The following is a 26,109-nucleotide window of genomic DNA, read 5'->3' on the forward strand; positions in this document are numbered from 1 at the left end:
TTTGACTGCACGGTACCGCCCAGCAACCTGTGAAAGAAACGAGTGTGTTTGAAGCCACCCTGTGCAAAAACGATCAGGTTGGCAAGGCAAAGGATAAGGCCATGGACTGGGGCGATCTGAAATATGTACTCGAAACCGTGCGCCACGGTGGGTTAAGCGGCGCTGCGCGCGCTTTAGGGGTGAACCATGCCACTGTCGCCCGCCGCATTGCCGCGGCAGAGACGGCATTGGGGACACCGCTGTTTGATCGGCGTCCCTCGGGATACGTGCCCACCATGGCTGGTCGCGATGCCGCCCGCACGGCGGAAGCGTTCGAGGCGGAACATGCTGGCTTGGCGCGGGCCATCGCGGCACGGGATGTGGCGCTGAGTGGTCCCCTCACTGTAACGGCGCCTCATCTGATGGTGCACTCGGTATTGGCGCCAATCTTTGGCGCATTCGCAAAAGCGCATCCCGAGATTGAGCTGACCATCCTAGGGGCCATTGAAACGCTCAACCTTGCGGAGCGTGAGGCGGACGTGGCGATCCGAATTTCCGATGCGCCCAACCCTGATCTGGTCGGGAGGCAGGTCGCAACACAGAAGTCAGCAATCTATGCGAGCAAGGCGTATGTCGAAACGCTGTCGAGCGATCCTGACCGCAAATTGCACTGGCTGCGCTTCCTGCACTGGCAACCCATCCCGAAAGACGTGCTGGCGATCTACCCTGCGGCGCGCACCGTCATGAACCTTGATGACATGGTGGCAATGATGGGCGCATTGCGCGCAGGTCTAGGCGCATCCCGCGCGCCTTGCATCCTTGGCGACGGCGACCCCGAGCTTGCGCGTGTTCCAGGTTTGCCGTTGATGCCCTACCCGTCAATCTGGGTGTTGACGCACGCGGACCTGCGCGCAGTGCCGCGCATTTCGGCATTTACCGAGTTCATCTCATCAAGCTTGCGCAAGAAACGCGCGGCCTTTGCCGGTGAAGCGATCTAGGATCGGACCCAAGCCGCTTTGCGCTTGGCAAAGAAGGCGTCGATCCCTTCAGCCGCCTCTGCGGTTTCCCATCGAGATTTGAGCGCAGCGATGGACGTGGCGATGGTGTCCGCATCAATCCTTGGGCCAAATCCGCGCGCCAACGCCTTCGCCGCCGCCACAGCGCCGGGAGCGCAAGAGAGGTATGGGTCGACTTCCGCCGCAACTGCCGCTGCCAGGTCATCAGAGGAAACCGTCTTGGCCAATAAGCCCAGATCAACTGCTTCTGCCGCGTCGAACAGGCGCGACGACATGAACACGCGCCGTGCCCGCCCCTCCCCCATGCGGGCGATGACGTAAGGCCCGATGGTTGCCGGGATGATACCAAGCCGCGTTTCCGTCAGCCCCATTTTGATGTGATCGGCACCAATCGCGACATCGCAGACCGATGCCATCCCGACACCACCGCCAAAGGCGTTGCCATGCACGGCCCCGATCAGCGGTTTGGGCATCGTATTCAAGGCGTGCAGCATGTGCGCAAGTTTTCCCGCCTCTTGCGCGCGCGTTTCCGCATCCGATTGCATCTGCTCGCGCATCCAGCCCAGATCACCACCGGCGCAAAAGCTTTTGCCAGCACCCGACAGAACGACGACCCGCACCGCATCATCTGCGCCCAGATCGATTGCGGCCTCGTGCAACTCCGCGATCATTTCGGCATTCATTGCGTTGTGCTTGTCGGCACGGTCCAACATCAGCGTCGCAACGCCGCGCGGATCAACGGTGATGGCGATCGTGTTCGTCACGTCATGGCCTCTTCCCGAAGGGCACGCGCCATCGCTGCCGCTTCGTCGATGACGGCTTGGTCCAGACCTGTTTTGTACCCCAGACGGTCCAAATGCGCGGCCACCGCTTCGGTGGCAACGTTCCCAGCAGCGCCGGGCGCGAAGGGGCAGCCCCCCAAACCACCGACCGCCGCATCAAACACCCTCACGCCAAGGGCCAGTGAAGCGTCAATATTGTCCAGCGCACGCCCGTTGGTGTCATGGAAGTGCCCGGCAAGACGGCCCACGGGCACCACGTCGCGCACAGCGAGCAGCATGCGCGCCACCGCATCGGGCGTGCCACGGCCGATGGTGTCGCCCAAGCTGATTTCGTAGCAGCCCATGGCAAAGAGCCGATCCGCCACGCGCGCCACGGCATCCGGGTTTACGGCGCCATCATACGGGCACTCGACCACGCAGGACACGTAACCACGCACCGGCAGATCAATCGCCCGCGCCGCTTCGATCACCGGTGCAAACCGATCCAGCGATTCGTCGATGCTGGCGTTGATGTTGGCTTGGGAAAATCCCTCGCTCGCCGATCCGAAGACGGCAATTTCATCCGCACCAGCCGCACGTGCATCTTCAAACCCGCGCATGTTCGGGGTCAGCGCGGCATAGCGAACGCCGGGCGCACGGGCGATCCCGTCCAGAACCTCTGCACTGCCTGCCATTTGCGGCACCCATTTTGGGCTGACAAAGCTCGCGCATTCGATCCGGCGGAAACCTGCGGCGCTCAGCTTGTCGATGAGCGCGATCTTTTCCGCCACCGGGATCTCGCGTGCTTCGTTTTGCAGCCCGTCGCGCGGGCCCACTTCGTAGATTTCAACCGCGTCCATTCACGCCTCCCATGCCGGATAGAATTCCCGATCATAGAGACGTCCTTCGGGTTCTGGCAAACTCGCCTGAAAGGCCGGGCGTTCGCTGATCCTGTCAAACCATCGCGAAAGCTCTGGATGATCGTCAAAAGGCCGGAAATATCGCGCCATATAGACCGCCTGCCCGACCGAGATATCGGCGGCCGAAAAGCCGGATGTCAGCAGGTAGTCGCGGTTCTCCACAGGTGTCGACAGCCGCGCCTCTATCGCGTCGTAGCATTTGCCGATCCGGGCAGCTTCGAGCTTCATCACTGTGGGGCTGCGCATGCTGTCGTCATAGATCGCGATGTGCTGCTGGGTCAGCGCCGCTGCGTGCTGACTGATGGTTTCGGCGAAGTGCACCCACACAAGCCATGCCATGCGATCCGGAGTACCGGGGGCCCGTCCCAACCGGTCCGGGCTGAACCGTTCACACAAATATTCGGTGATCGCGCCCGTTTCGAACATGCGCTCGCCCTCGATCTCAAGCGCCGGCACGCGTCCCGCGGGGCTGAGGGACAGAAATTCCGGTGCCCGCAGGGATTTATCGAAAGGGTGGACCTGCACACGAAACGCTACATCCAACTCGTTCAACAGCCAAAGGGTGCGCATGGATCGGGTCTGTGGGCAATGATGCAGCGTGATCACGCCTCGTCCTCCAGCCGGACCAATGCGGCACCGGCCACGACCTGATCCCCCTCATCCGCCAGAACCTCAGCCACGGTTCCGTCGCGGGCGGCGAGCAATACATGTTCCATCTTCATGGCCTCAAGGATCGCGAGGCGATCGCCTTTGGCCACCGCCGCACCTTGAGATGCGAACACAGCCTTCACCAGACCGGGCATTGGTGCTTCCACGACATTGCCATCACCTGCCGCACTTGCCGCAACATCCAGGAGATCGATGACCCGAAAGGAGATGCCATAAGCATCAAATACCGTAGCAACAGCGTTGGCGACATGCACATCGGGCGCGCTTTGGCCGTCAATAATCCAACGGCCCTGCTGACGTTCGGCCAAAACATCCGTGCCATCGACCGTCCAGCGCATCCGATTGGCGCTTTCGACCTCGACGTGGCAAGCCATCGGGTCATCTCCGCGCGCAAGGTGCACTGAACGGCGCAGCGGGTCCCAAAGCGTAAAACCGGTATCGGGTCCCGACGCGTTCAGTCCCGCTACCGCCATTGCAGCGGCAACAGCGTGTCGTGCTTCAATATCGGGACTGGTGGTCAACGCATCGATGTCTCGTGCAATCAGCCCTGTATCAACCTCTGCTGCGGCGAACCCATCATGGCCCGACAAGGCCCCCAAGAACGCAAGGTTCGTAACGGTCCCGCCAACTTGCGTACCGGCCAGCGCTTGTGAAAGCCGCTTCAATGCAATGGCACGTGTGGGCCCATGCACGATCACCTTTGCGATCATCGGATCGTAGTGCGGGCTGATCTCATCTCCGGTTCGTACACCGCTGTCGGCACGGGCGGTTTGAGGAAAGGCCAAGTGCGTCAGCGTGCCGGTGGCAGGCAAGAACCCTGCCGGCACATCTTCTGCATATAGCCGTGCCTCGAATGCGTGGCCCGTGATCGACAACTCACCTTGGACGGCGGGCAGCGGTTCTCCTGCTGCGACGCGTAGTTGCCATTCAACAAGATCCACACCGGTGATCGCTTCGGTTACCGGGTGTTCGACCTGCAACCGCGTATTCATCTCCATGAAAAAGAAGCCGTCTGGGCGCAACGGGCCAGAGCCATCCACGATAAACTCGACCGTTCCGGCACCCATGTAACCGATGGCCTTGGCCGCGCGCACCGCGGCTGTTCCCATGGCGCTGCGCATCTCTTCGGTCATGCCGGGTGCCGGCGCTTCTTCGATTACCTTCTGGTGGCGACGCTGCAGTGAGCAATCGCGCTCAAACAGGTGCACGGCAGTGTCGCCATCGCCAAAAACCTGCACCTCGATATGACGCGGTTGGGTGACAAATTTCTCGACCAGTACGTCCGCATTGCCAAATGCCGTCTTGGCCTCACTTCGCGCACTTGAAAGCGCATCTGCAAACCCGCCAGCATCCTCGACCAGTCGCATTCCCTTGCCGCCGCCGCCCGCCACCGCTTTGATGAGAACGGGATACCCGATCTTGTCAGCTTCCGCCGCCAGCAGGGAATCATCCTGATCCGCCCCGTGATACCCGGGCACAACAGGCACTCCCGCCTTTACCATCAACGCCTTGGCTGCATCTTTCAGTCCCATGGCACGGATCGCATCCGCCGATGGACCGATAAAGGTCAGGCCCGCAGCCTCCACCGCTTCAACGAAACCGGGATTCTCTGAAAGAAAGCCGTAGCCGGGGTGAATAGCTTGGGCACCGGTATCCAAAGCGGCCTGGATGATCGTGTCACCACGCAAGTAACTGTCAGCTGGGGCCGGGCCGCCAATATGCACGGCACGATCAGCCATCACTACATGCTTGGCGGACTTGTCGGCATCCGAATAGACGGCGACGCAGCGCACGCCCATGGCCTGAGCCGTTTCCATCACCCGGCACGCAATCTCGCCCCGGTTGGCTATGAGGATCGTATCAAACATCAAATTGTCCTCACATCCGGAACACGCCAAAGCGCGTATCCTCGATTGGTGCGTTGAGAGCAGCCGACAGGCTCAGGTGCAGAACATCACGGGCCTTGCGCGGGTCGATTACCCCGTCATCCCAAAGCCGGGCAGAAGCGTAAAGCGGATGCGACTGATCTTCGAACATGTCGATCGTCGGCTGTTTGAAGGCGGCCTCCTCCTCGGCGGACCACGTGCCGCCGCCCCGCTCGATCCCGTCACGCTTGACCGTTGCCAGCACACCGGCAGCTTGCGCGCCGCCCATCACACTGATCCGGGAATTGGGCCATGACCACAGGAACCGCGGAGAATAGGCGCGACCGGCCATACCGTAATTGCCTGCCCCAAAGGACCCGCCCACCAGCATGGTCACCTTGGGCACCGACGTTGTCGCCACGGCTGTGACCATCTTGGCCCCGTGCCGCGCAATGCCTTCATTCTCGTACTTTTGGCCCACCATGAAGCCGGTGATGTTCTGCAGGAAGACCAGCGGGATTTTGCGTTGGCTGCACAGTTCCACGAAGTGAGCGCCCTTCTGTGCCGCTTCGGAAAACAACACGCCGTTGTTTGCGATTATGCCAACGGGCACACCCTTGATATGGGCAAATCCGCAAACCAGCGTCTCCCCGAACCGCGCCTTGAATGCATCGAAGCGGCTGCCATCCACGATGCGCGCGATCACTTCGTTTATGTCATATGGCGTGCGCAAATCTGCCGGAACCACGCCCAAAATCTCCTCCGGGTCGTACGCAGGCTCTTCCGGGCTCTGCAAAGTGACGGTCGATGGTTTGCTCAGGTTCAGGTGTCCGACACTTCTCCGGGCCAGCGCCAGCGCGTGCGCGTCATCCTCGGCCAGATAGTCTGCGACACCGGACAGGCGCGTGTGCACGTCGCCGCCGCCAAGGTCTTCGGCGCTCACCACCTCTCCGGTTGCGGCCTTCACCAGCGGTGGGCCAGCAAGGAAGATAGTCCCCTGCTCTTTCACGATGATCGTCACATCCGACATGGCAGGCACGTAGGCGCCGCCCGCCGTGCACGACCCCATCACAACTGCGATCTGCGGAATACCCTTGGCGCTCATCTGCGCTTGGTTGAAAAAGATGCGGCCAAAGTGGTCACGGTCCGGGAACACCTCGTCCTGGTTGGGCAGGTTCGCGCCACCGCTGTCGACCAGATAAATGCAGGGCAGATGGTTCTGCTCCGCGATCTCCTGCGCGCGCAGGTGCTTTTTGACGGTCATGGGATAATAGGTGCCGCCCTTTACCGTGGCGTCGTTGCACACAACCATGACATCGTGGCCCATCACGCGACCGATACCCGCGATCACACCGGCACAGGGTGCAGCGCCGTCATAAAGGCCATGCGCCGCAGTGGCCCCCACTTCAAGGAACGGGGACCCCGGATCCAAAAGGTTGGCCACCCGTTCGCGCGGCAGCATCTTGCCGCGGCTCACATGGCGGTCGCGGGATCGTTGTCCTCCACCTGCAGCCGCCAGATCCGCCGCTGCACGGACTTCGGCCAAAGCATCGAGATGTGCGGCGCGGTTGGATTTGAACGTGTCAGAACCCGGCAGCGCCTGTGAGGTCAGTTTCATCTTGTCTCTCCGATCTCAGCCGCCGCACGGGCCTTGAGTTCTTTGCGGATCACCTTGCCGGTCACTGTCATTGGCAAGGCGTCCAGAAATGTGATTTCCCTTGGGTATGAATAGGTTGCCAACCGATCCTTGACCCATTCCTGCAACAGCGCCGCGTTGGGTTGTACACCCGGCTTTGGAACAACATAGGCTTTGACAATTTCCGTGCGCAACGGGTCAGGCTTGCCCACAACGCCAGCGGTGGCGACATCCGGGTGGGTCAGAAGGCAATCCTCAATCTCTGCCGGGCCGATGCGATATCCAGCGGAGGTGATCACGTCGTCATCACGCCCCACAAAACGAATATCGTCCCCGTCTTGTTGGCCGCGATCCCCGGTCAGCATCCAATCGCCGCGAAATTTCTCTGCCGTGGCGTCGGGCCGTCGCCAATACTGCAACATCATAGATGGCGCGCCACGCCTGACCGCAATATCGCCCTCGCCATCTGTGACGTTGCCCCGCTGATCAATAATCGCCACGTCAAAGCCTGGAACAGCGCGCCCCATGCACCCCGGTTTGGTCCTGTACCTTGCCGCGCACGCGCTCACGACCATGTTGCATTCGGTCTGGCCATAAAACTCATTGATGGTGACGCCCAGAGCATTCCGTCCCCATGCGAGCATTTCTGCGCCCAGTGGTTCACCGCCGCTCGCGACAGACCGCAATCCATCAATCCGCGCGTCATGCGCCTTGAGCATACGCAGGGCTGTTGGCGGGAAAAATACATTCTTGACAGAGGCTTGGCCTATGATCCTCTGACATTCGTCTATCGTGAACTTCGGCATCCGCGCGGCAACGACCGGAACGCCCATAGACAAGCCCGGCATCAACACATCGAACAATCCACCGATCCATGCCCAGTCAGCCGGTGTCCACAAGCAATCCTCTGCTTGGCCAAGATCATCATGGCTGAGCGTAACACCGGGTATATGCCCGTCCAGAACCCCATGTCCGTGCAGCGCACCCTTGGGTGCGCCTGTGGTGCCGGAGGTGTAGATCAAAACGGCGGGCGTCGCGGCGTCAGCATCGGCAAAGTCAACTGGGTCGCCTGAAATGCCCGCGCGCTCTGCGATCCAGCAGCGGGCGAGATCCCCCACCAAGGCGATGCCCTCGTCGTCTGTCAGGATCAGTTTCGCGCCAGCGTCTTCCACGCGGCTGCGCAGCGCATCACGCTTGAAGAGTTTGAACAAGGGGACTGATATTGCACCAATTTTCCAGATCGCCAAATGAGCGGCCGCACACCATGGCGATTGTGACAAAAGCACACCCACTCGGTCACCTGCCCGAACCTCAGCCATGAGGGCCCGGGCCAGTCCATCCACCATATCGGACAGTTCTGCGTAGGTGACATCGACGCGTCCTTCGGTCGGCATATCGATGATTGCCACCTGTGTGCCGGGATGGTCGAGGCATTGCCGGGCCATGTTCATATCCCGCCCTCCTCAACCACGGAGGCGCGGCCCAAGCGATCGACCGCATAGAGCGTTGATGCACATCGTACATAAAAGACAGCAGAGGCATCTCCGGGCCAGCCTACACATTGGCTTGTATCACCGCCATGTCCTGCCACGTGCACGTCAGCCACGGCTTCGATCACGCCGGATGCGTCCAGTGTCACCTGCCGCTGGCCCAACCAGAACCCGCCAAGGGCCGCCAGAACCACCAGCGTCGCTGTCGTGATCAAAACCTGTCGCGGCATCACATCATGGCCGTGACCAGCTCGCGCCCCACCAACATGCGCCGGATCTCTGATGTGCCTGCGCCGATCTCCATCAATTTGGCATCACGGAAGATGCGGGCGACGGGCGCATCGTTCAGGAAACCTGCCCCGCCCATGGCCTGCACTGCCTGATGCGCCTGCTTCATCGCCTCTTCGGAGGCATAGAGGCAGCACGCTGCTGCATCCTGCCGGGTCACTTGGCCGCGGTCGCAGGACTTGGCCACTTCGTAAACATAGGCGCGGGCCGAATTCATGGCTGTATACATATCAGCAATCTTGCCTTGCATAAGCTGGAAATTCCCGATGGGTTGGCCGAATTGCTTGCGCTCGGTGACGTAGGGCATCACCTCGTCCAGACAGGCGGCCATGGTGCCGAGGCCGATGCCGGCCAGCACAACCCGTTCATAGTCCAGTCCGGACATGAGGACAGCAACACCGCGCCCCTCTTCGCCCAGTATGTTTTCGAACGGCACTTCCACGTCTTCAAAGATCAATTCGCCCGTGTTCGATCCGCGCATACCCAGTTTGTCGAAATGCGGCGAGGTCGAGAACCCTTTCATGCCCCTTTCGATCAGGAACGCCGTCATACCCTTGGGCCCGGCATCCGGATCCGTCTTGGCGTATACTACAAGCGTGTCGGCATCTGGCCCGTTGGTGATCCAGTATTTCGTGCCATTCAGGATAAAGCGGTCATTGCGCTTTTCCGCATGCAGCTTCATCGAAACAACGTCAGACCCAGCGCCCGCTTCGGACATTGCCAGCGCACCCACATGTTCGCCACTGACAAGACCGGGCAGGTACTTTGCCTTTTGCTCTGCGTTCGCATTCAGCCGGACCTGGTTCACACAAAGGTTCGAATGCGCGCCGTAGCTGAGAGAGACCGACGCGCTGGCACGCGCAATCTCTTCCACGGCGACAGTGTGGGCGAGATACCCCATCCCTGCCCCGCCGTCTTGCTCATCCACGGTTATCCCAAGCAGGCCCAACTCGCCCATTTCAGGCCACAGCTCCGGAGGGAACGTGTTGTCGGCGTCGATCTTGGCGGCCAACGGCTTGACGCGGTCCTGTGCCCAACGGTGCACCATATCGCGCAACGCATTTACATCCTCGCCCAGATCAAAACTCATCGAGTGTGTGAACATCTAGGTGCCTCCCCCGCCATTCACGCATAAATTGAACGCATGTTCAATAATAGCGGGGAAGGTATTTGGTGTCGAGTCCCGCTCAGTGATCGACAAACTCGCGCAAACTCACACGGCCATCCCGATCCGTATCCAGCCATTCAACGATTTCCGGTGCCTCGGCAGCCCCTTGCATCCCAATGGCGGCTCGGCATTCTGCATTTATCTTGCCTTCGTCCACGCGATATGCAGCTGCCAGTTCCTCTACGGTGACGAACCCGCTGCTGTCTGTATCTGCCAGAATGAAATCATTCGCTCGATTGCGTTCATGCGCGGCGACGAACTCTTTCAGCGTCACGATGCCGTCGCCGTTGCCGTCGGCAAAATCTAAGTGGCCATCGGCCAAGACTTCGGGCGATGCGGACCACCTAACTTCCCATTGAGTGCCGAGGCACGCGGTCGGGACATGCGCCTTTGCGATACGCCGTGTCATTTCACGCACCATTTCCGAGCGGTCCACGATCTTGTCCTGATTTACGTCCATGGACAGAAAGTTGCCCTTGAAATCAGTCCGGGCTTCGGCCCCGGCAAGTGATACCGCGATCAACACGAACGCGGTGATGGCTGCCGGCAGTCCGGCAATGGTGAATTTGCGCCACATGGGTGCCTCCTTGTTTACAAGTAGAGGCACGGCATCTTCGGCAATCAATCTGCGCAGCGCAGCACTCATGGATTCTCCACGTTGCGCCGCGCGGGCGGCGAAGGCGGATTTCTCACTGTGACTGACCCTGATCTCGAGCGTTTCAGACTTCTTTTCGGAGCGCATTGTCGATTCCATGCTGGGATGTCGTGCTGCTTGCAACGAGCGCAAATTGTAGCCGAAATGCTATCACTGACGCGCCCGGACGCACGCAGTTTCGTGTCCGGACACCAGATTTGCGCGAAGGATTGCCCGTGAACTGCCTAGGCCGACATGCGGTTGTGCGCGCGCGAAACCTCATCCCGGATGATCCGCGCAATCAGTGCGCAATCATCAATATTGAACGTGAGCGGCACCCGCATGTCCACGATCCCAGCGAGGACCCGGTCGCTTGCTGCCATCGGCTTGGACGGCGCATAGCGCCAGCTGTCATAGCGGCTGGTGAATGCCACCGGTTCGGGCGCGCCGAACCATTTCAGTTCGACCCCGCGTGCCGCGCAGCGCGAAATCACGTCGCGAATGGCGGATGCCGCCCAGTCCAGCAGCAGAAACTGAATAGAGGAGCCGACGATGGTTTCTTTCGCCGGACGATCAATCACCGTCAGGCCGGGTGTGTCCCGCAACCCATCCTCCAGCGTCGTGTACCGGTCGTTCCAGCGTCGGCACTGCGCGGCAAGGTCCGCAACTTGCGGGCGCAGAATCGCCGCGCGCAAGTTGTCCATACGGCCTGAGATATTGGGCGTGTCGTACTTGATATCGTCAAACGCCTCTTTCGGAGGGGCCGCGAGGTGACGTTCAAACAGCATGTAGCTGCCGGACAGCATGACCGCCTTGGCCGCAAGATGCGGATCGTCGGTGACCAGAAAGCCGCCCTCGCCCGAGTTGACATGTTTGTAGGTTTGGCACGAATAGCATCCGATCGCGCCATGCCTCCCTGACGGCACACCGTTCCATGCAGCCCCCATGGTATGGGCACAATCCTCAACCACCTTCACGCCCGCGGCGTCACACATCGCCATCAACCGATCCATGTCACAGATGTGCCCGCGCATATGGCTCAGCAGCAGAACACGCGCCTCGCCCAACTTGCCCTCCAGATCGTCCAGATCAATGGTCAGGCTTTCGGTCACGCCGACAAAGACAGGCACCGCGCCCAGCGACGCAATTGCCCCCGGTACAGGGGCCAATGTGAAGGCATTCGACAGGACCTTGTCACCTGCCTTTACCCCCAAGGCGCGCAAAGCCGTTGCCATCGCATAACCACCCGACGCCACGGCCAGGCAGTATTGCGACCCGACATATTCCGCGAATTCCTGTTCCAGCAGCGCCGTCTCAGACACTTCGTCCGGTGCCGTGTTGTAGCGGTGCAGACGACCATGCCGCATCACGGCGATGGCGGCTTCGATCCCAGCTTCGGGAATGGCTTCTTGCTGGGTGAAAGTACCGGTGAAACGCTCTGTCATGGGCTGTTTGTGGGATGCGCCACCAACAGCGTCAAGATGTGCGGGCTTTATTTCAGGTTCTGAAACTGCGGCTGATGGTTATGCAAGCGGGCACAGCGCTGCAACAACCATGGGCAGGGCCGCGAAATCATCCAGAAGTGCCTCGGGCTCCAGGGCGGCCATATCCTCTCCGGACGGGCCAAAGGTCACGAGGATCGATGGCACACCTGCGGCCCGCGCCGTGTTGCGGTCGGTGTCGCTGTCGCCCACCAGCAGGCAGGTCTGCGCATCGACACCCAGCCGCCGGGTCGCCTCGAACAACGGTTCTGGGTCGGGCTTGCGGACGGGCAACGTATCGGCACCAACAAGGCTGCCAAAGGCATCCCGCACCCCAAGGTCCTGCATCAATTGTTCGGCCAGCCCTTCGGGTTTGTTGGTGCAGATGCCGATGGCATAGCCCTGATCCGACAGGGCACTGATCGCGTCCATGACACCCGGATACAATGTGGTCCGGCTGCTGATATCTGCGGCATAGGCTTCGAGCAGAACAGGATAATACCGATCTATCACGGCATCATCCATGCGCCCCATACGCGCCAGACCGGTCCGTAGCATCATCCGTCCGCCGCGCAGCGCGACCCCGGCGTCGCCTGGCCCAAGCACATCGCCCAGACCCATGTCCTGAAAACAGTGGTTCGCTGCGGCCAGCAGATCACCACTTGTATCCGCCAACGTACCGTCCAGATCGAAAATGACTGCTGCCATACTGTGCCCTCTCCGGCGGATGCCCGCCTGTTCCTGTTGCAAGCCGAAATCTTCTTTGATGGCCCGCATGCTTGCGCCTTAGCGCCCAGCGGATAAACAGGGCCAAGCAAAAAGACAAAGAGAATAAGAATGAGCGTCGCATTGATCATCCTGGCCGCGGGCAAAGGCACACGGATGAATTCGGACCTGCCCAAGGTTCTTCACCCCATCGCAGGCGCACCGATGCTGCACCATGCGCTTAACGCGGCGTCAGTGCTGGAACCTGCCCATACAATTGTTGTGGCGGGCCATGGCAGCGAACAGGTCCATGCGTCGGCGCACGCCTTCGATCAGGCCGTCGATGTGGTCCTTCAGGAAGAGCAGCTTGGCACCGGCCATGCCGTGAACCAGGCCCGCAACGCACTGGCAGGGTTCAACGGTGACGTCGTCGTTCTGTTTGGCGATACGCCGTTCCTGCAGCCCGACACTCTGATCCGAATGATTGAGGCACGGCGCAAGCATGATGTGGTTGTTCTGGGCTTTGACATTGCCGAGGTGCAACCGCGCTACGGTCGGCTGGTGATGGACGGCGATCAGCTGGTCAAGATCGTCGAATACAAGGACGCCACCGAAGAAGAGCGTGCCATTCGCTTCACCAATAGCGGCTTGATGGCTTGCGACGCCGAAACGCTGTTCAGCCTGCTGTCAGAGGTCACCAACGACAATGCGTCAGGCGAATATTACCTGACAGCGGTGCCGGAACTTGCGACGGCACGGGGATTGAGCGTCACAGCGGTCAAATGCGATGAGGCCGAGACATTGGGTGTGGATTCGCGCACCGATCTGGCCGGTGCCGACGCGATCTTTCAAAGCCGAGCGCGCGCGGAGCTTCTGGACAATGGCGTGACCATGATGGCGCCCGATACGGTTTACGTTTCCTTTGACACGGTGGTGGGCCGCGATGCGCTGATCGAACCCAACGTGGTCTTTGGCCCCGGCGTCACGGTCGAAAGCGGCGCCACAATCCGCGCGTTCTCGCACCTCGAAGGGTGCCACGTGTCGCGCGGAGCCATCGTCGGCCCCTATGCCCGCCTACGCCCGGGAACTGAATTGGCCGAAGACGTGCGGATCGGCAACTTTGTCGAGGTCAAGAACGCAACCCTCGCCACCGGGGCCAAGGTCAACCACCTGTCCTATATCGGCGATGCATCGGTCGGAGAGGCCAGCAATATCGGCGCGGGCACGATCACCTGCAACTACGACGGCGTGATGAAGCACCGGACCGAGATTGGTGCGCGCGCCTTCATCGGATCAAACACCATGCTGGTGGCCCCGGTATCCGTCGGAAACGAAGCGATGACCGGTTCCGGGTCTGTCATCACGTCCGATGTGGATGACGGCGCTCTTGCGATTGCCCGTGCCCCGCAGGTTGAAAAACCGGGCATGGCCCGCAAGCTCATAGATATGTTGAAGGCCAAAAAGGCCCGTCAAAGCAGAGGCAGTTAAATGTGTGGAATTGTTGGGGTTCTGGGCAACCACGAAGTGGCGCCCATTCTGGTGGAGGCGCTCAAACGGCTCGAATATCGCGGCTATGACAGTGCGGGCATTGCAACCATCAATGACGGCGTACTGGACCGGCGGAGGGCCTTGGGCAAGCTGGTCAACCTGAGCGACCGGTTGGTGCACGAGCCCCTCGCAGGCAAGGCCGGGATCGGCCACACCCGCTGGGCCACACACGGCGCCCCGACCGAAGGGAACGCCCACCCGCACCGTGCCGGACCCGTGGCAGTGGTACATAACGGTATCATCGAAAACTTCCGCGATCTGCGCGCCGAATTGGCCGAGGCGGGCATTGGGTTTGAAACAGACACCGACACCGAAACCGTCGCCCTTCTGACACATCACCACATGATTCAGGGCATGACGCCCGTCGATGCCGCATTCAAGACCCTGGACCGGTTGGAGGGCGCCTTTGCACTGGCCTTTCTCTTTGACGGACAGGACGATCTGATCGTCGCCGCGCGCAAGGGCTCGCCGCTCGCCATCGGACATGGTGAGGGGGAGATGTTCGTGGGCTCGGATGCCATTGCCCTCGCCCCGCTGACCGACCGCATCACCTACCTCGAAGAAGGCGACCGCGCCGTGGTCACGCGGCAAGGCGCTGAAATTCGCGATACAAATGGCACCCTTGCCAATCGGGCCGTGCGCCAGATCCAGATTGATGCCGCCCGCGTCGACAAGGCCGGGCACAAGCACTTCATGGCCAAGGAAATCGCGGAACAGCCCAATGTACTGAACACAACGCTCGCGAACTATCTGGGCACTGACGGTGAAATCACGCTGCCCGATCCGGGCATCGATTTCACCAAAATCGACCGACTGACCATGGTCGCCTGTGGCACAGCATATTACGCCTGCCTCACAGCCAAGTACTGGTTCGAACAAGTGGCACGCTTGCCGGTTGAGGTCGATGTTGCCTCTGAATTCCGCTATCGCGAACCGCCCATCCCCGGCCGCACGCTGGCCCTGTTTGTCAGCCAATCGGGCGAGACGGCCGATACTCTCGCCGCCCTGCGCTATTGCGAGGGCAAGGCGGACAAGATCGTGTCCGTCATCAACGTTCCCGAAAGCTCCATCGCCCGCGAAAGCGATCTGGCCCTGCCGATCCATGCAGGCGTTGAGGTCGGCGTCGCCTCGACCAAGGCGTTTACATGCCAGTTAACCGTCCTGTTGATGCTGGCCCTGCGTGCAGCGCGCGACCGCGGCGAGATTGACACGGCAAGATTTGCCGACCATGTATCGGCCCTGCGCAGCCTGCCCGCGTTGATGACCCACGGCATCGACCGCAGCGCCGTCATGCAGCGCACCGCCCGCAAGTTGGCCGAAGCACGGGACATCCTGTTTCTTGGCCGCGGCGTCATGTATCCCCTGGCCCTCGAAGGCGCGCTTAAACTTAAAGAAATCAGCTATATACACGCCGAAGCGTATGCATCAGGTGAGCTTAAGCACGGACCCATCGCGTTGATCGACAAACATGTTCCGGTCGTGGTCATGGCCCCCAAGGACGGGCTGTTCGACAAGACGGTGTCCAACATGCAAGAGGTCATGGCGCGCAAGGGCAAGGTGGTTCTGGTCTCCAACGCGGCTGGGATATCAGAGGCTGGCGATGGCGTCTGGGCCGAGATTGCGATGCCCGATTGCCCCGATATCGTGGCCCCGATCCTCTATGCCCTGCCCGCGCAGTTGCTCGCCTATCACACCGCCGTCGCCAAGGGCACGGACGTGGACCAGCCGCGCAACCTTGCCAAGTCCGTGACCGTGGAATGACCCCCGAGGACGCACTTGAGCAGATCAAGGCGCACGCGGACGCAGAGCGCGCCAAGGGCGCCAAAGCCTATCACAAGTCGGACAGGCTGCATCTGGGGGTACCCAACCCGGCATTGAACGAGCTGGCCAAGACGTGGCGACAAACGCTGGACGTGCCCACGCGTGTCGCTCTTGCTGATGGCCTGTGGCAAACCGACATTTTCGAAGCCCGCGTCGCTGCCGCCAAACTGCTGACCCAAGCGCGTATCCGCCCTGACGACGACGTGTGGGCGTTGATCACGTCATGGGTCCCGAATTTCGACAGTTGGGCCATCGCCGATCACGCGTGTATGGCCGGACAAAAACGCCTTGTGGCGGATTCAACGCGCATCGAGCAGGTCGAAAGCTGGACGCGTTCCGACCACATGTGGACCCGCAGGGCTGCACTGGTCATTACACTTCCCTGGACCAAACAAAACGTCCCGAAACCAGATGAGATCGAAGTGCGTGAACGCGTGCTGGGTTGGGCGGCAACATATGTGCCGGACCACACCTGGTTCATCCAAAAGGCCATAGCATGGTGGGTGCGCGACCTGTCCAAGCACGACGCAGCCCGCGCTCAGGCATTTTTGCAAACGCACGCCGATCAAATGAAGCCGTTCGCGGCGAAAGAAGCGGGCAGATACCTTTGATCGCGCAGGCTTGAGCGATCAATCAACCGGCAAACACATCAACTTCCGGCAACCCGGTGAGCGGTGCGCCCAAGGCCTGCATCGCCGCAAGAGACAAGCGGCTGCCAGCCGTATCCGGGCCATCAATCGGGATCAGAGTGACATCCACCGTCCGGTTGGTATCGGGATAGTACACACGTCCAGCCTGCTCTGCAGAGACAAGCGGCGTCTTGAGCCAAAGCCCCGGCTCGGCTGCATTGCCAAGGGAGGCGACGGTACGGCCCAGCGTGCCGGTCGAGAGCTCCGGTTCTGACGCCTCAAGTTCGGTGTCATCATCAAGTGGGGTGTCACCGTCAGTCTCAGACCCGGACCCTGCGTCATCAACCGGTTGCGCGACCGTTGTCGCCGGTCTGTCGCCACCTGCCCACTGGGGCACCATATCGCACGCCACCAATCCGAACCCGCATACACACAGCATAATCCAGCGCATCACCACACCTCACCTTTGACCATTTGTTACGCAAAGACCCTTGCAGGCTGCCCCTCGCATGCATACCACTTAACCTATGACCGCACCATTGATCGACCCCTTCCAGCGCGCCATCACCTATCTGCGCGTCTCTGTCACCGACCGGTGCGATTTCCGCTGCGTCTATTGCATGTCGGAAAACATGACTTTCCTGCCGAAGAAAGAGCTTCTGACGCTGGAAGAGCTGGATCGCATGTGTTCGACCTTCGTGGGCCTCGGCGTCGAAAAGCTGCGCATCACAGGCGGTGAGCCGCTGGTGCGGCGGGACATCATGACCTTCTTCAACGGCATGGGACGGCATCTTGACGCGGGCACGCTCAAGGAACTGACGCTCACAACCAATGGCAGCCAACTCGAACGGTTTGCCAAGGATCTCTATGCCGCAGGCGTGCGCCGTGTGAATGTGTCGCTGGACACGCTGGACGAGACGAAGTTCGCTGACATCACACGCTGGGGCCGTCTGCCACAGGTGCTGCGCGGCATTGATGCCGCGCAGGCGGCGGGTCTGCGGATCAAGATCAACGCCGTGGCCCTCAAGGGCTTCAACGAAGACGAACTGCCCACCATCACCCAGTGGTGCGCTGACCGCGACATGGACCTGACATGGATCGAGGTGATGCCCATGGGCGACATCGGCAACGAGGACCGGCTGGGTCAGTACTGGTCGCTCAAGGACGTGCGCGCCCGCTACGCTGACCACTACACCGTCACCGATCTGGCAGAACGCACCGGCGGCCCTGCCCGCTATGTAAGGCTGGAAGAAACCGGTCAAAAGATCGGCTTCATCACCCCGCTCAGCCACAATTTCTGCGAAAGCTGCAACCGCGTGCGTCTGACGTGCACGGGCGAGATTTACATGTGCCTCGGGCAAGAGGACATGGCGGACCTGCGCGCCCCCTTGCGTGCGCACCCGGATGACAATGCACCGCTGGAAGACGCCATTCGCGCCGCCATCCTGCTCAAGCCCAAGGGCCACGACTTCGACTATTCGCGCCAACGGCTGGACGGGCAGATGCCACGGCACATGAGCCACACAGGCGGCTAGGCACATCATGCGGCCCACGGCCCTGTTTCGGCTCTACCGCGCGCTCAGCGCGGTTGCCTTGCCCTTTGCAGCGCGATCAGCGGTCAACAAGCTGCGCAAGTCAGACGTGTCGGCGCACCGCGCACATGAGCGTCTGGGTCATGCCACCATTGATCGCCCGCTTGGTCCGCTGATCTGGTTTCACGGTGCCTCTGTCGGTGAGGCGAAATCCGTTCTACCCCTATTGTCCCGCATCCGCGACGTAGCACCCGATATTCAGGTGCTGCTGACGTCTGGCACCGCCACGTCGGCCGAAGCCGTTGCGCCCCGCTTGCCGGACAGGGCCGTGCATCAGTACAGCCCACTTGATGGCACAGGCCCCCTTGACCGCTTTCTGGATCATTGGCGGCCGGATCTGTGTGTGCTGGTGGAATCAGAGCTATGGCCCAACCTGCTCGATATTTGCGCCAAACGTGACGTGCCTGTTGCGTTGCTCAATGCCAGATTGTCGGATCGCAGCGCGGACGGGTGGAAGAAGTTTGCATCCACCGCGGCCTATGTCCTGCGTGGGATCATCTGGGCCCACTGTCAGGACCGGCGCAGCCGTGATCACCTCCGCGACATGGGCTTGGCCGAAGCAGAGCAAGGGACCAATCTGAAATCTATCCAAAGCGCGCCGCAGGTGACCCCTCAGGCGCTGGACGCCGCACATAATGCCCTCGGAGGTCGGCCCGTATGGGTTGCTGCATCAACACACCCCGGAGAGGAAGAACAGGTGCTGGCAGCCCACAAGACACTGCTTGCGACCCATCCCAACCTGGCCCTGATCCTTGTGCCGCGCCACCCGGAACGTGCCCAAGACATCCTGTCACTGATCAAAGACGCACGCCTAAGCGTTGACCAGCGCAGCGTTGGGGCTGATCTGGGGGATGGCGCGCAGGTCTATCTTGCCGACACAATGGGCGAAACGGACCTGTGGTACGCATTGAGCCCAATCGTGTTTCTCGGTGGATCTTTCACCGGCGTTGGGGGGCATACACCCTTCGAACCGGCGGCGGCGCACACCGCCATCCTGCACGGGCCCAAATACGCCAATTTCGCCGAAGCCTACGCCGCCTTTCGATTGAAGGACGCGAGCGTACAGGTTGAAGATGCCAATGATCTCGCAGCGGAAGTCGACACATTGCTCACGCACCCAAGTCGCGCCGCACAGCTTGCCGCGCACGCCCGTCCCCTTGCCCCGACCGGCACCGACGCGTTGGACCAGATCGCGCAGCGCCTCTTTTCGTTGATGGACGGTCAGGCTATGGACCCGCATGCCTGATCTCGCACAAATCGATGTCATTGCCCCCAATTTCAAACGGCGCTTGTCGGGCGTCACGGCCACCGTGGCACGGCTTGTTCCATTGCAAGCTCAGTCTATCGCCATCACCGCTTGCGCCCCCGAGATGCCCGATGACGTGCCGAACGTGCATTGGACCAAGCTGTTGACCATGGCGCGCACAGGCCCCTCTGGCCCCCGCGTCTGGCATGCCCGGCGCAATGTCGAGATGATCGCGGGCCTTGCCCTGCGCGGGCTTTTGGGCAAACGGCTCAAGCTGCTCTTCACCTCGGCCAGCCAGCGCCACCATACCGGGCTGACGAAAGCGCTGATCGCGCGCATGGATGAGGTGATTGCCACCTCTGGCAAAACAGCCGGATATCTCGACCGCGACGCCACCGTGATCCACCACGGCATCGACATTGACACTTTCACTCCGCACCCGGACAAGGACGCATTGCGGGCGAACTTGGGTCTTCCGACCGGCCCCCTGATGGGGTGTTTCGGACGGATCCGGGCGCAAAAGGGCACTGATGTCTTTGTGGACGCGATGATCCGGGTGTTGCGCGATCATCCCGATGCCGCCGCCATCGTGATGGGCCGCGCCGTCGATAAGGACGAAGCGTTTCTGGAGGACCTCCGGGACCGCGTCGAAACAGCAGGGCTGGCCGACCGGCTGCTCTTCTTGCCAGAAGTACCCGTCTGGGAAACACCCCGCTTCTACCAGGCTCTGGACATCTACATCGCACCACAACGCTGGGAAGGCTTCGGCCTCACCCCGCTTGAAGCCATGGCGTGCGGCACCCCTGCCATCGCGACCCGCGTCGGCGCGTTCGAGGAACTGATTGTCGATGGGCAGACAGGCACGCTCATTGACGCAGGCAACGTTGATCAGATGGTCAATGCCACCAACGCCCTGCTGAGCGATCCAACCAAACTGGCCACATGGAGCCAAAACGCACGCAAGCACATGGTCGACCACTTCCAACTACAGCAGGAAGCGGACGCCATCATAGCGATCTACAAAAAGCTGCTTGCCACCTGACGGGACGGCGGGTGGGGCGACCTGCCAAAGGCAGGAGCGTCACCCCGTCGTCACCCCCGTCACGACGCCATGGGCAACCTTTGCTCCACAATCTCCGCCCACCAGGAACAGCCAGCGGGGATCGCCTCGTCGTTGAAGTTGTATTCCGGGTGATGGACCATCGCCGTGTCCCCGTTGCCCACCAGGATATACGCACCAGGCCGCTCTTCGAGCATGAAGGCAAAATCCTCACCGCCCATCACCAACGGTGCCTCATCACACTGGCCGGACACCGACCGCGCCACATCTGCCGCAAATTCGGTCTGGGCATCGTGGTTCACCATCACCGGATAGTTCCGGTTATAGGTCACGCGCGCCACGCCGCCAAAGGTGCTGGCGACGCCTTCGCAAATCTCGACCACACGCTTTTCCGCCAGATCGCGCGCCTCGGCGCTCATGGTGCGCACGGTGCCCATGATCTGCACCCGCTGCGGGATCACGTTGAACGCTTTCGAGGAGGTCTCGAACGACGTAATCGACACCACGATCCGGTCAATTGGATCGGCATTCCGGCTGACAATAGATTGCAGCATGGTCACCGCGTGCGACGCCATCAATGTTGTGTCGATGGTTTCCTGCGGCTTGGCCGCATGCCCCCCCAGTCCCTCGAACTCGATCTCCAGCAAGTCCGTCGCAGCAAAGAACGGCCCCGGACGGATCGCGAACTCACCCACCGGGCGGCCCGGCCAGTTGTGCATGCCATACACTTCGTCGATGCCCCAGCGGTCCATCATCCCGTCATTGCACATTTCGCGACCACCACCGCCACCCTCTTCGGCGGGCTGGAAGATCACCACTACGGTCCCATCGAAATTCCGCGTCTCGGACAGGTATTGCGCCGCCCCCAGCAGCATCGCCGTATGCCCGTCATGGCCGCAGGCGTGCATCGCGTCCGGCGTTTTTGAGGCATATTCAACGCCCGTCTGCTCATGGATCGGCAGCGCATCCATGTCGGCGCGCAACCCAATCACCTTGCCCGACCCATCTGCCTTGCCCTTGATCACGCCCACAACGCCCGTGCGGCCAATCCCCTCGACCACTTCGTCACAGCCGAACGCGCGCAGCTTTTCGGCGACCAATGCACTGGTCCGGTGCGTCTCGAATAGAATTTCAGGGTGCTGGTGGATGTCACGCCGCCATTCGGTGATGTCGGCATGCATTTCGGCAAAGCGGTTCTTGATGGGCATCTTGTGTCCTTTGGTTACTGTGCGGGCATGCGTTGTTCGACCAGTTCCACGAACCAGCTTGCCCCGGCGGGGATGGCTTCGTCGTCGAACTGGTACTCGGGGTGGTGGACCATCGGCCCGTCCCCGTTGCCCAGCATGATGTAGGCGCCGGGACAGGCATTCAACATGAATGCAAAGTCTTCGGCGGCCATGATTGGTGGTGTGTCCGTGATGACATCGCCCGCCACCGCACGGGCGGCTGCGGCGGCATATTCCGTGTGTTCGTCGTGGTTTATGGTGACGGGATAGCCCACGCGGTAATCGACCTCGACCTCGCATTGGTGCGCCTGTCCAATTGCCTTGGCGATCTCGCTGACCCGCGCCTCGACCTGATCACGCACCTCTGGGTCCAAGGCCCGTACCGTGCCTGTCATGCGTGTGACCTGCGGAATGATGTTGTGCGTGTCGATGTCGGAATGCAGCGCGCAGATGGACACGACAGCCGATTCAAGCGGATCCACGTTGCGGCTGGCAATGCTTTGCAACGCCAGAATGATCTGCGCTGCCGCCACATTCGGGTCAATCGCTTGATGCGGCGCAGCCGCGTGCCCGCCCTTGCCCGTCACAGTGACGTAAAACTCATCCGCCGAGGCCAGAAGTGCGCCGGACCGGATCGCGAACTGCCCCGTCGGCAACCCCGGCATGTTGTGCAGGCCATAGATTTCCTGAATGCCCCAACGGTCGATCAGCCCGTCATTGACCATCTCGCGGCCCCCGCCGCCGCCCTCTTCCGCCGGTTGGAACGCCAGCACTGCGGTGCCATCGAAATTCCGCGTCTCTGCCAGATATTGCGCGGCCCCCAACAGGATCGATGTATGCCCATCGTGGCCACAGGCATGCATCTTGCCCGGATGTTTGGAGGCGTATTCAAGCCCCGTCGCCTCTTCAATCGGCAGCGCGTCCATGTCCGCGCGCAAGCCCATTACCCGACCCTTCGTATCCGTCTTGCCCTTGATCACCGCCACAACACCGGTTTTGCCAATGCCTGTGGTGATGTCGTCCACACCAAATTCGCGCAGCCGATCTACCACAAATGCCGCCGTCTCATGCACGTCAAAGTCCAGCTCGGGATGGGCGTGCAAATGGCGGCGCCAGCCCGTGATCTCGGCATGGGTTTCGGCAAGGCGGTTCTTGATCGGCATGGACAGATCCTGTCAGACAGAGGGGCCGATGCGCATCTTGGTGCCATCGGAAAAGCGGCTCAGGCGGAACCGTGTCAGATCATGACCCGGATTTTCGCCCATGACCAGAGCGGCCAGAACCTTTCCCATGCCGGGACCAATGCCAAAGCCATGCCCGCTCATGCCAGTGCCCACGGTCAGACCCGGCAAGGCCGCAACCCGGTCCACCACTGGCACGACGTCCGGCATCGTGTCGATCATCCCCGCCCACGCCGTCTTGATCCTTACTGGCCCAAGGTCAGGGAAAAGCGCGGCGAAGCCCTGCGTCAGCTTCTTGACCTTAGTCCGGTTCGGGGCCGGGTTGAGAATACGCATCGCTTCGAACGGGCTGGGACCATCTGCATCCCATGTCCGACGCGTGCCCCAAGCGTCCGGAAACCCGCGCGGTGCGGCAGGCAGAAACCGGGTGCCAAAGGGGTCTTTGCGCAGTTGTGTCAGATACTTAGGCAATGCGCGAAACGCATCAGGGCCGACAAAAAGCTCGTGAAAACCGCCGGCCGCAAGGGAGTATCCACCATCCTTGCGCGGACGGAATGCGATGCGATCGTCAGCGGCCCCGCCCGGATAGATCATGGGCAAAGGGTCTGTCGCCGCAACAGTGGCCCGCACGGAAAGCTGAGGCAAAGCAATGCCATGGCGGCGCAAGAACAGCGCAGACCACGCACCACCTGCCAGCACCACTTCGGGGGTCACGATCCGGCCCTGTTCGGTCACGACGCCCGCAACCTTGCCGCCCTGAATATCCAAAGCGCGCACCGCGCAATTCTCCACGATCAAAGCCCCCGCCCGCGCCGCAACGCCCGCCAAGGCAGGCACTGCGACCCAAGGTTCGGCGCGCATGTCTGATGCAGTATAAAGCGCACCGACGTAGGTTTTGGACATGCCCGGCACCAAATCGGCCACCTCAGCCGTGCTCAGCAACCGGCTGTCCACATCGTGCGCTTCTGCATGGCGCAGCCACTTGGCATATTTCGCCATCTCATCTTCGGAGCCCGCCAGATACGTGACACCGCCCTGCGTCAGACCGATGTCCACATTGGTCCGCCCGGCCAGATCACGCCAAAGCGCGTTGGCTTCAACCATAATCGGTAGCTCATCAGGGTCCCGACCCTGCTGCCTGATCCAGCCCCAGTTGCGGCTGGACTGCTCACCCGCGATACGGCCCTTCTCCAGCAAGACAACGCGCTGACCCACCTCGGCCAGATAGAGCGCCGTGCACACGCCAATGACACCACCGCCGATGACAACAACATCCGCCGTTTTCGGGACCGGCCCCGGCCAGGTCACCGGCGTTGCGTCATTGATCGGAAAGGCCATGTGCCGTCCTCAGGTCAGCCGCGCCACCAGATCTTTCATAAAGCCATGCCCGGCCTGAAACTGGGCCACGGTAATGAATTCATTGGGCTGGTGCGCCTGCGCAATGTCACCGGGTCCGCACACGACAGCAGAATATCCAGCCGCCTGAAACTGCCCGGCTTCGGTCCCATAGCTCACCACATGTGTGCCGTTGTCGCCAGTGATGGCGCGCACCAATCCTTCGGCGGCCCCGTCCTCTTCCGGCTTCAAGGGTGGCACATCAAAGCGCGTTTCGATATCGACACGCGCCTCGGGATGCGTGGCTTTCATGCCGACCTCAATCTCGGCCACATGCGCCAGATACGCCTCTTTCAACGCCACCACATCGTCCCCGGGCACCGCCCGAAAATCCATGGAGAACCGGCAATCCTTGGCCGTGATGTTGTGCGCCGTCCCGCCCACCACCTGCCCCACATGCCACGTGGTAAAGGGCGGGTCGAACATGGCCGCCAGCGCGGATGGCTCTGCCGCCATATTCTCGGCATTCCGGTGATTGGCAAAATCAATGATCTTCGCGCCTTCCAGAATGGCACTCACACCCTGCGGCAACAAAGAGGAGTGCACCTCGAAACCCACCACATGGGTATCAAACCCCTGCCCGCCCTTATGGCCGGTGACGGCTTTCATCATCGATGGCTCGCCCACAATCACAGGACCACCCTTGGGCACCACGCCCTGCATCGCCTGGATCATGGGTGGTGCCCCAAGGCAGCCAATCTCTTCATCAAAGCTGAGCGCCAACTGCATGGGTGTCTTCACCCCGGCATGATGCGCCTCGACCAGCGCCCAAAGGGCCAGTGCATCAAATCCCTTCATGTCGCAGGTGCCGCGGCCAAAATACTTGCCGTCACGTTCAGTCACAACAAACGGGTCCGTATCCCAAGGCTGGCCGTCCACAGGCACCACATCCGTATGCCCGGACAGGACCACAGCGCCCTCGACCTCTGGCCCCACATGCGCAAACAGCGCAGCCTTGGGTTGGTCGGGATGGCAATACCGGTGGGCAATGATCCCGTGCTCGTTCAGATACCCCTCCACCCAATCCACCAAGGGCAGGTTCGTATCCCGGCTCACGGTGGGAAAGCTGATCAGTTTGGTCATCAACTCAAGCGGGCTCAGGCGCGTGGTCATAGTCGGTATCCCCCCGAAACGGTCAAAACTTCACCCGTGATGAAGGACGCCGCATCACTCAGCAAGAAACGCACAACACCCGCGATGTCGGCGGGCAGGCCCATCCGACCAAGCGCTGTCATACCAATAAAGGCTTGTTTCAAGTCGTCATCCCGCCCCGCATCCGGCACATCAATCGCGCCGGGGGCCACACCGTTGATGCGAATGCCGCGCGGGCCCATTTCCTTGGCGGCCCCACGTGTCCACAGATCAAGGGCCGCCTTGCTGGCCCCGTACATCGCAGCGCCCATAGGGGGCAAAACTGCATTGACGGACGAGATATTGACCATGCACGACCACGCCCCGAAATGAGGGGCCGCAGCAGCCAGCAAGCCTTGTGCGGCAAACAGGTTTACGTCGAACATGCGGCGGTAGTCGTCCGGCGTAAACTGGTCCAGAGGCGAGACAGAGATGTCGCCTGCATTGTGCACCACCGCGTCGAGACGGCCAAAGCGGTCCAGCGTTGTGGCAACCAAGTGCGCGGGCACATCCGCATCGGTCAGGTTCCCCTGCACCGACGCGACATCAGCATCGGGCGCGGTTGTGTTGTAGTGCACCATCACGTCGTGATCGCGCGCCAGTTCCGCTACGATCCCTGCCCCGATGCCGCGCGCGCCGCCGGTGACCAGAACGGCCTTGCGCGCCAT

Annotated in this window: 24 protein-coding genes; 7 read left to right on the top strand and 17 right to left on the bottom strand. The window is 61.2% G+C overall.

Features of this window, described 5'->3' with window-relative positions; all coding sequences use genetic code 11:
• Positions 1 to 101: 101 nt before the first annotated feature.
• Positions 102 to 977 carry a LysR family transcriptional regulator gene (locus Q1A32_RS13390; RefSeq protein ID WP_299653983.1) on the top strand — a complete coding sequence of 292 codons (876 nt, stop codon included), beginning with the start codon at positions 102 to 104 and terminating at the stop codon, positions 975 to 977.
• Here Q1A32_RS13390 and Q1A32_RS13395 read toward each other — a convergent pair.
• The 11 genes from Q1A32_RS13395 to Q1A32_RS13445 form a co-directional block, all read right to left on the bottom strand.
• Positions 974 to 1,759: a crotonase/enoyl-CoA hydratase family protein gene (locus Q1A32_RS13395; protein WP_299653986.1), complete on the bottom strand. Its 786-nt coding sequence runs from the start codon at positions 1,757 to 1,759 to the stop codon at positions 974 to 976. The two genes, Q1A32_RS13390 and Q1A32_RS13395, sit on opposite strands and share 4 nt — an antisense overlap.
• On the bottom strand, positions 1,756 to 2,616 hold the full coding sequence (locus Q1A32_RS13400) for a hydroxymethylglutaryl-CoA lyase (RefSeq protein ID WP_299653989.1): 861 nt from the start codon (positions 2,614 to 2,616) through the stop codon (positions 1,756 to 1,758). Before Q1A32_RS13400 ends, Q1A32_RS13395 begins: the two co-directional genes overlap by 4 nt.
• Positions 2,617 to 3,282: a glutathione S-transferase family protein gene (locus tag Q1A32_RS13405; protein ID WP_299653991.1), complete on the bottom strand. Its 666-nt coding sequence runs from the start codon at positions 3,280 to 3,282 to the stop codon at positions 2,617 to 2,619.
• On the bottom strand, positions 3,279 to 5,213 hold the full coding sequence (locus Q1A32_RS13410) for an acetyl/propionyl/methylcrotonyl-CoA carboxylase subunit alpha (RefSeq protein WP_299653995.1): 1,935 nt from the start codon (positions 5,211 to 5,213) through the stop codon (positions 3,279 to 3,281). Before Q1A32_RS13410 ends, Q1A32_RS13405 begins: the two co-directional genes overlap by 4 nt.
• 10 nt (positions 5,214 to 5,223) lie before the next feature.
• Positions 5,224 to 6,828, bottom strand: coding sequence for a carboxyl transferase domain-containing protein (locus tag Q1A32_RS13415; RefSeq protein WP_299653998.1), 1,605 nt, complete (start codon positions 6,826 to 6,828; stop codon positions 5,224 to 5,226).
• A complete protein-coding gene (locus Q1A32_RS13420) occupies positions 6,825 to 8,297 on the bottom strand; it encodes an AMP-binding protein (RefSeq protein WP_299654001.1) in 1,473 nt (490 codons plus the stop codon). Before Q1A32_RS13420 ends, Q1A32_RS13415 begins: the two co-directional genes overlap by 4 nt.
• On the bottom strand, positions 8,294 to 8,566 hold the full coding sequence (locus tag Q1A32_RS13425; protein ID WP_299654004.1) for a hypothetical protein: 273 nt from the start codon (positions 8,564 to 8,566) through the stop codon (positions 8,294 to 8,296). Before Q1A32_RS13425 ends, Q1A32_RS13420 begins: the two co-directional genes overlap by 4 nt.
• Positions 8,566 to 9,729 (bottom strand): isovaleryl-CoA dehydrogenase, encoded by a 1,164-nt coding sequence (locus Q1A32_RS13430; protein WP_299654007.1) that lies wholly within the window; start codon positions 9,727 to 9,729, stop codon positions 8,566 to 8,568. The genes Q1A32_RS13425 and Q1A32_RS13430 overlap by 1 nt, the downstream gene beginning before the upstream one ends.
• A gap of 82 nt (positions 9,730 to 9,811) precedes the next feature.
• Positions 9,812 to 10,534, bottom strand: a complete 723-nt coding sequence (locus Q1A32_RS13435) for an EF-hand domain-containing protein (RefSeq protein WP_299654010.1) — start codon at positions 10,532 to 10,534, stop codon at positions 9,812 to 9,814.
• A gap of 137 nt (positions 10,535 to 10,671) precedes the next feature.
• On the bottom strand, positions 10,672 to 11,871 hold the full coding sequence (locus Q1A32_RS13440; protein ID WP_299654013.1) for a DegT/DnrJ/EryC1/StrS aminotransferase family protein: 1,200 nt from the start codon (positions 11,869 to 11,871) through the stop codon (positions 10,672 to 10,674).
• A gap of 78 nt (positions 11,872 to 11,949) precedes the next feature.
• The gene (locus tag Q1A32_RS13445) at positions 11,950 to 12,615 is read right to left on the bottom strand and encodes an HAD-IA family hydrolase (protein WP_299655590.1); all 666 of its coding nucleotides are present in this window, start codon (positions 12,613 to 12,615) and stop codon (positions 11,950 to 11,952) included.
• A 129-nt stretch (positions 12,616 to 12,744) separates the two neighbouring features.
• Between Q1A32_RS13445 and glmU the strand changes: the two genes are divergently transcribed.
• Genes glmU through Q1A32_RS13460 form a run of 3 tightly spaced genes read left to right on the top strand, consistent with a single transcriptional unit; the run spans position 12,745 to position 16,592 of the window.
• Positions 12,745 to 14,100 (top strand): bifunctional UDP-N-acetylglucosamine diphosphorylase/glucosamine-1-phosphate N-acetyltransferase GlmU, encoded by a 1,356-nt coding sequence (glmU, locus tag Q1A32_RS13450; protein WP_299654016.1) that lies wholly within the window; start codon positions 12,745 to 12,747, stop codon positions 14,098 to 14,100.
• Entirely contained in the window at positions 14,101 to 15,921 is a 1,821-nt protein-coding gene (glmS, locus tag Q1A32_RS13455) for a glutamine--fructose-6-phosphate transaminase (isomerizing) (protein ID WP_299654019.1), read from the top strand.
• Complete coding sequence (locus Q1A32_RS13460; RefSeq protein ID WP_299654022.1) at positions 15,918 to 16,592, top strand: DNA alkylation repair protein; 675 nt, start codon at positions 15,918 to 15,920, stop codon at positions 16,590 to 16,592. The genes glmS and Q1A32_RS13460 overlap by 4 nt, the downstream gene beginning before the upstream one ends.
• A gap of 22 nt (positions 16,593 to 16,614) precedes the next feature.
• Here the strand turns inward: Q1A32_RS13460 and Q1A32_RS13465 are convergent, their stop codons facing one another.
• Positions 16,615 to 17,061: a hypothetical protein gene (locus Q1A32_RS13465; RefSeq protein ID WP_299654025.1), complete on the bottom strand. Its 447-nt coding sequence runs from the start codon at positions 17,059 to 17,061 to the stop codon at positions 16,615 to 16,617.
• 76 nt (positions 17,062 to 17,137) lie between these two features.
• Here Q1A32_RS13465 and moaA point away from each other — a divergent pair, with 76 nt between their 5' ends.
• The 3 genes from moaA to Q1A32_RS13480 are packed head-to-tail and all read left to right on the top strand — an operon-like array spanning position 17,138 to position 20,490.
• Positions 17,138 to 18,145, top strand: a complete 1,008-nt coding sequence (gene moaA, locus Q1A32_RS13470; protein ID WP_299654027.1) for a GTP 3',8-cyclase MoaA — start codon at positions 17,138 to 17,140, stop codon at positions 18,143 to 18,145.
• Between the two features lie 7 nt (positions 18,146 to 18,152).
• Positions 18,153 to 19,448: a 3-deoxy-D-manno-octulosonic acid transferase gene (locus Q1A32_RS13475; protein WP_299654030.1), complete on the top strand. Its 1,296-nt coding sequence runs from the start codon at positions 18,153 to 18,155 to the stop codon at positions 19,446 to 19,448.
• The gene (locus Q1A32_RS13480) at positions 19,441 to 20,490 is read left to right on the top strand and encodes a glycosyltransferase family 4 protein (RefSeq protein ID WP_299654033.1); all 1,050 of its coding nucleotides are present in this window, start codon (positions 19,441 to 19,443) and stop codon (positions 20,488 to 20,490) included. The genes Q1A32_RS13475 and Q1A32_RS13480 overlap by 8 nt, the downstream gene beginning before the upstream one ends.
• 59 nt (positions 20,491 to 20,549) lie before the next feature.
• On the opposite strand, the gene Q1A32_RS13485 is transcribed toward Q1A32_RS13480, so the two are convergent.
• The 5 genes from Q1A32_RS13485 to Q1A32_RS13505 are packed head-to-tail and all read right to left on the bottom strand — an operon-like array spanning position 20,550 to position 26,109.
• A complete protein-coding gene (locus Q1A32_RS13485) occupies positions 20,550 to 21,716 on the bottom strand; it encodes a M20 aminoacylase family protein (RefSeq protein ID WP_299612078.1) in 1,167 nt (388 codons plus the stop codon).
• 14 nt (positions 21,717 to 21,730) lie between these two features.
• On the bottom strand, positions 21,731 to 22,897 hold the full coding sequence (locus Q1A32_RS13490) for a M20 aminoacylase family protein (protein ID WP_299654037.1): 1,167 nt from the start codon (positions 22,895 to 22,897) through the stop codon (positions 21,731 to 21,733).
• A 12-nt stretch (positions 22,898 to 22,909) separates the two neighbouring features.
• Entirely contained in the window at positions 22,910 to 24,253 is a 1,344-nt protein-coding gene (locus Q1A32_RS13495; protein ID WP_299654040.1) for an FAD-binding oxidoreductase, read from the bottom strand.
• A 9-nt stretch (positions 24,254 to 24,262) separates the two neighbouring features.
• Positions 24,263 to 25,423, bottom strand: a complete 1,161-nt coding sequence (gene argE, locus Q1A32_RS13500; protein ID WP_299654043.1) for an acetylornithine deacetylase — start codon at positions 25,421 to 25,423, stop codon at positions 24,263 to 24,265.
• The gene (locus tag Q1A32_RS13505; RefSeq protein ID WP_299654046.1) at positions 25,420 to 26,109 is read right to left on the bottom strand and encodes an SDR family NAD(P)-dependent oxidoreductase; all 690 of its coding nucleotides are present in this window, start codon (positions 26,107 to 26,109) and stop codon (positions 25,420 to 25,422) included. Before Q1A32_RS13505 ends, argE begins: the two co-directional genes overlap by 4 nt.

Origin of the sequence: uncultured Tateyamaria sp. (genome assembly GCF_947503415.1) — a bacterium.
Taxonomy (GTDB): Bacteria; Pseudomonadota; Alphaproteobacteria; order Rhodobacterales; family Rhodobacteraceae; genus Tateyamaria.